This is a genomic window from Mesorhizobium sp. M7A.F.Ca.US.005.03.2.1 (assembly GCF_003997795.1).
Taxonomy (GTDB): Bacteria; Pseudomonadota; Alphaproteobacteria; order Rhizobiales; family Rhizobiaceae; genus Mesorhizobium; species Mesorhizobium ciceri.
Map to the genome: position 1 here is coordinate 1 of NZ_RZRP01000361.1, position 6,132 is coordinate 6,132.

At 56.3% G+C, this 6,132-nt stretch carries 2 protein-coding genes and 1 pseudogene; 1 reads left to right on the forward strand and 2 read right to left on the reverse strand.

Annotation, left to right across the window (positions count from 1 at the left end; translation table 11 throughout):
• Positions 1-589 (reverse strand): annotated as a pseudogene (locus EN991_RS19910) (hypothetical protein); the annotation flags it as partial.
• 315 nt (positions 590-904) lie between these two features.
• Here EN991_RS19910 and EN991_RS19915 point away from each other — a divergent pair.
• Positions 905-2,092, forward strand: coding sequence for an FkbM family methyltransferase (locus tag EN991_RS19915; protein ID WP_127367311.1), 1,188 nt, complete (start codon positions 905-907; stop codon positions 2,090-2,092).
• Between the two features lie 53 nt (positions 2,093-2,145).
• Here EN991_RS19915 and EN991_RS19920 read toward each other — a convergent pair whose 3' ends face one another.
• Positions 2,146-4,941 carry a glycosyltransferase family 25 protein gene (locus EN991_RS19920; RefSeq protein WP_127369366.1) on the reverse strand — a complete coding sequence of 932 codons (2,796 nt, stop codon included), beginning with the start codon at positions 4,939-4,941 and terminating at the stop codon, positions 2,146-2,148.
• Positions 4,942-6,132 lie beyond the last annotated feature (1,191 nt).

Genomic DNA, 6,132 nt, shown 5'->3' on the forward strand with positions numbered 1-6,132 from the left:
CCTCTACGCAGTCCGGCGCGCGGCCGTATTCGGCGAGGATGGTCAGCGACATTGCCTGGGCGAACGGATTAAGAGCGGGCATTTCGATCTCGCCGCGGTGGTCGGCGAACCACGCAGCGGCGTCGCGCGTGAGCCCCTGGCTTTCAGCGAGCGCTGCATAACGATCGATGATGTCCTGGCGGTACCGGGCGATGGCATCGCCGAAGGCATTGTCGCCGGCGAAGGGCGGCGCCTCCTTCCAGCTTTTCGCCAGACGTGCGAGCCCACGCAGCGAGTGGGCCTCCACCATGGTCTCCTCGATCCATTGGCAAGGCGGCGCCGGCCTGGCGTCCGGTTGCCAGCTGTTGCAGAGCACATGGCCGAGTTCGTGCCCGAACTGGTAGGCGAGCTTCGACCAGTCACGCTCGCCGATATCGACGATGATCCAGGCCATACTGCTGCCGTCCGGATGCAGCCAGATTGCCGGCGTGCCGGAAGTGTGCTCGTCGACACGCAGGCGCGTCGGCTGGCGGTCGGACAGCAGGCGGACGCCGTCGAGGCATGCATGCCGCATGCGTTCGACGACCTGATCAGCGGCTCCCTCAAGCATGTGGCCCCAGTCGCCGGCAAGCTCGATGGGGGCGGTTAGGAGGTTTGGTTGCGAGCTAGCTGAGGAAGGTGGGGAAGACATGACCCCGTAGCCTGTGCTCCAACCGCCCGAGGGTGTCAACGCCACTGGTGTGAGGCTGCCGGCCACTGAACCTGCAAGCAAATTTAGGAGATCTCGTCGCAGCAACTTCGAAACTCGACCATGTTGCCCTGCAAGGAGAAAAATAGGAAGTCCAGCTTGTTCTGCCATCGGCCGAGGTCTAAGCGTAGACCCCTTGAGAGTTGAACTACTCGGAAGCGGCTAGGGGACTCGAGGGTGGGCGAGGCGATCTTTACCAAAACGTATGTTGGCGATGCTTTATCAAGCTGGCAGGTCGTCCACGAAATGTCGACTCATATCGTTGGCGGAGCTTTGGTCGTTCGCGACAGTGACCGCCGTGACTGGCATCTTCTACGACTTCACGATTCAGCTTTTCTGTTTCGAATGGTTCGGATGAGGTGCGTCCTCAGATTCTTCCCCACGACCACCACAAACTTCTATATCCATCACTATGGTTCTTTGGATGTTGCCGAAATTGCACTCGACGGCACCATAATAAACAGGGGTATCAGTCACACCATTTCGATCAACGCTCATCCAGATGACACGATCGAGATCGATGTGAGCTTTTTGAGTTGCCACGGGTCTCTCTCAATAGGCTGCTCCGACAATGGTCGTCCCGTCTACGCCGGCACTGGACTCGAACAGTTTGCACTCTTGAGCGTTCTGGTTGAAACGTTTGATGCATACCCCGAGTTGTCTCGCACGCCGGCAGAGGAGCGGATCACCCTCGTCGATGTTGGCGGCCAAGGAGGGCTACAGCTCAAGTGGATGCTGCGAGCCGATCATATTACGCCCGTCGTGTTCGAACCCTTGTCGTCGGAAGCGACGGTGATACGACAAACCCTCGATCGAATTCCGGGCGCGCAAGTGGTGGAAAAGGCGCTGGCAAACACTTCTGGCCCCCAAAAGCTGTATATTACTGCCGGATCATACTGCTCGTCTTTGCGAGAGCCAAACTTTGAGATCCTGCAGAACTACTCAGTAGCCCGTGTCTTCAACGTTGTCAGCATGCAAGAGGTCGAATGTGTTCGATATGACGAATTGTTCCGCGCAAGCGCGGTTCCGTCACCGGATGTTATAAAAATAGACGTCCAAGGTCTTGAATACGAAGTTCTGCTTGGTTTCGGCCACCTTCTGGAATCCTGTTTGGCTATCGAGCTGGAAACGCATGTTGTTCCGATATATCGAGGACAAAAGCTGATTGGTGACATAGTCGACATTCTGGGCGATTTCGGTTTCGCCCTACGCCAGCTTAATCAAGTACCGCACTTCGATGGCGATGCAGTCGAGTTTGATGCCCTTTTTACGAAGAGGCGCGACAAGGTTGCAACTCTTTCTGATCTAGAAAAGCGAAAATTTGCTGTAATCATTCAGGTGTTAGGAATTCTTCCTTACCCGTGAGGCCATGAGTAGAACGACCGTTCGCCAGCGATCGAGGTAGAGTCCTTCAAGGCTCACCCCTGATCCGTCGCCACTCGATCTGAAGGTTGCTCATCGTCTAGAATAACGAGTGGCGGCATGCAAAGAAAAGCTTGCATCGAGCCGTATGCCGCACACATCGCGCAGTCAATGCCCGTGTCGTCAAGGACGACGCCAGTTCCAGGAAACGGGATAAGTCTGCTGCGGAGCGGCAGACACTTTTCCAGAAGTATCCGCGCACCCCTTGGTGTGATTGTGTATGCCTGAAGCCCAAACGAATGCTCTACCTTGATAAGGAATCTGGAGAAGTTCTCGGACTGGAACAAGGCAGTTCTATTAGTATATTGACGATCGTAGAATTCCATTTTGGCTTTTGAGAAACCAAGGTCAAGCCAGAGAAATGATGGGTCAAATATATAGCCCCACTGTATGATATCCCAATCTGCCCGTGCTTGAGATATAATACTGGTGGATTCCTCCGTGAAACGAAACGATGACCGAATATCGTCTTCGAAAATAGTTATTGTCTTGTTTTCTGAAACCGACAGCTTCCACAAGCTGATATGGGATAGAGCGCACCCTAACGTGCCCGGGGGATACGGACAATCACTGGTAATCAGACCTTCCTTGATGAGCGCCTCCCTGTCGAGAGAAGTGCCGTCAACGGCTGATACGCGAACGGTATTGTGCAATAAATGCCAGTTGTTACTTTGGTACCTGCTCCAGCGCTCGATGCTGCGGTCTAGGTTTATCAGGTGAATTTTCGGGGAACCCGTCGGCTCGACAGGCCGGGCTGGCATCGTCCCGGAGACAGAGGGCGTGGCGGCAGTGAATGTGGAGGTATCGCCCGCACCATGCAACAGCGCTCGAGCCCGTTCGATGCCATCACTCACATGGTATTGGCCATCGCCAAAGGTGATGTAGCCATAGACTTGTCGGTTATCCATATACTGGACGATTCCGGCCTTCCTGGCGCTGGCAGCAAAGACAACGTACTCGTACCGCGATGTGCCGTCCTCGTATGTCAGTTCGGTCAGCACGTCAGCCCGGACAAGATATGTGCAATGCACGAGCGGCACCTCGATGGCGCCGCGCACGTGGCGGTTGAGCACCCAACCATACTGATCGCACTGCAGATAATACCCGTTGGCATCGATCTCGGCATGAAAGTTCGAATAATATTGGCCCGGCGAGATAGAGCGAAGCAGAGGAGCGACGATTGGCAAATCAAGCGAGACAAGTTCTCGCAGCGTGGCCGATCGCACGAAATTGTCGACGTCGGCCACGAAATAGAAATCGCAGCCGTGCTCGAGCGTTTTCCGCAGACTTATGTTGCGGATTCGGCCAAGCACCCTGAAGCGCGTCTCATTCCATTCGTGCTCGCCAAACTGCTCAACACGATCGACGACGTCCGAGGCGTCGATTTCGACCGCCGCATAGAGGTGACCCACGCGCTCTACCCATTCGCGCAGTATATGCTCGGTCCTGTCGGTATTGTTGTTTGTCCTGATGTATAGGACGATCGATGCCTTCGGGTAGTCGAGCGCCTCGATGCACTCGAGGTAAAGCGGCAGTGCCGGTTCCTTCTGCTTTGCCAGGATTGCAATCAGGATGCGCGGTGAACCCTTCAGGCGCGACCGCAGCGAACGCTGCCGGATAAGCTTGTGCTGATCGATCAAGCTCTCTGTCCCGAACGCCCCGAGATTCGACGGTTCATGCACCGGAAGCTTGTCAGTGGCGAAACGCGCGTTGGCCACCACGCGCTTCGCCATTTCCGCCGGCAATTTTTCGCTGGCGAGCAATTTCAGACAGGCGTCGAGTGAATCCCGGTAAGCGCCTGTCCAGTAGGCATTGACGGCAAACTCGTCGAGCAATCCGTAATCGTAGACCCAAGGCTGTATGAAAAGTCCGGGGGGTTGTGCAAGGTCGAGCCCTCGACGCGCAAATTCCGCTCCCTCCGCGTTCCGGCCCTGGGTGCGGCAATAGAGGCTCGCGGCGTGAAGAGCTTCAGCGCGGGCGGGAACGGCCTGCGTCGCACGCTCAAAGATTGCAACGACCTCGTCGAATGGCCGTCCCAGCGCTGCCATGAGATTGCCCGCTTCGAGCAGGCTGACATAGATTTCCTCGTCCCAGAAGCCCAGCTCGGCGCGCTTCAGATAGTTTGCCAGCGATTTTTCACGTTCTCCGGAATCCCTATAGCTCTGCGCCAGATAGAAGGTGTATCGCGAAATAAGGAACGGGTCGGTCTCCGTAGCAAGCGCGTTTTCAAGAACCGCCGCGTCGTCCTGGTACTTTCGCGGGTTTTGACTGCGTGCTCCGCCACGCCCCGTCGCCACGCGAAAACCCTTGGCGGTCTCGCGTGTGAGATGGCCGGGAGGGGCCTCGAGATATTCGTGCAGCACGCCCTTGAAGGAGAAGGGAAGCCGGTTGCGGCAAATCTGCGGGCGATAAAACGAAATGCCCCCATGGGACACCTCGACGTCGTAGAGATCGTGTTCCATGTTCGACTTGAACGCGATCGGATCGAAGTCAGCGTCTTGGACCACGACGTCGTCGGCGTCGATGATCATGGCGTAGTCGACCGTCTCGACTTCACGCAGGCGGTCAAGGGCAAAGGTACGGTTGTACGCAAAGTCCCGCCAAGGCTCGTCGATGACTGTGCCTTTGACTTTGTGCAGGGTCAGGAAGGTACGGATGAGGTCCTGCGTGCCGTCCTCGGAACCCGTGTCGATGACGAGCACGTAGTCAACGAGAGGAAGCGCGCTGGCGAGGCATTGCAAGATGACCTTTGCCTCGTTCTTGACGATCATGCACAGGCCGATGGTGCTCATGCTAATCCCTTGGCGGAGTGGCGTTCGTTACACGCTGCTGGAAATTGTTGAAGGGAATTCCTGCGCCTTTGTCCGGCTTTATATCTCATGCATCATCCCGTCGCCTTGGCCATTTGCATGACCTTTGTTGCAAAGAACGATTGCCCCTTCACAGCCAAGTGCTGCCTCAACCCGTCCATTGTTTAGCCAGCGCTTTCCGTCGCAGCAAGGGTCTTGCGGTCGCTCGGGACCAGAGGGTTAAGAACAGAATTTCCCGTCGACCCAATCGCTGAGGCGCAAATTCCGCCGCGACATCGAGGGTTCGACGCGAACCAGAGGGCACCCTTAAGCCTCGGATTTCTCGATGCGTTCGGCCGCCCATGCGCGCCATTTGATGTCGACCGAAAGTAGTTACTCATGGTCCACAATTAATAAATTGTTAACTTGGTTATTTACAAGTTGCTAATTTTAGATTTTACTAATGTCTTGTGTTGAGAGGGTTCCCGCGAACCGGGCAGAGGGCCTGTTGGGCTGCGTCTGCGAAGCCAGGAGAGTGTCTGGAGCAAGTCACTTCGTGCGTGAGGGCGTGGCGAGTGTGTGGTGACGTGCAAGAGAAGACGTTGTACGGCCTTGAACTAAAGGCCGGCGTTTTCCCAAATCTGATGTTCCCCCCGCAAGCAGTTGGTTCCCTCGTAAGTCGTCGTCGAGAAATCGGCGACACGCGTGACGGGAGTGACCATGGTTGGGGTGATACCGTGTACGAGTCGATGGGGCCGTGACGCAGGCTTAGGCGTAGAACAACGCCTGAATTACCCGCAGTTGGCCAACAGCACGGATTACCCAGCGATTGATGGGTATTCCTCAGTGTCCTTTGGACGCCTCACTCACCTGGGCGAAGACAACTGGGGCGCCATCCGATCGAGCGGCACGAAGAGGCTGCCAAGCCTTGCGCACCCGTCTCTTAGACCTGCCCGCAATGCGGCAATGCGCGCGACCGGCCTCACCGGGCGCCCGCGCTCTGCAGCCATTGAACCAGCGATTGAAATCTAAGGTACGACCAAGAGAAGCTGCGGCCCGGCCGCCGGCGACCAAGGAGAAGATGATGAGCTTCACGGCAGGATTTGCGGCTATGGAAGTCACCGTTCGAGGCATTTTGCCGATCGGCGACACGATTGAAAATGTAAATTATTTCATTCTGGACACGGCCAAGAG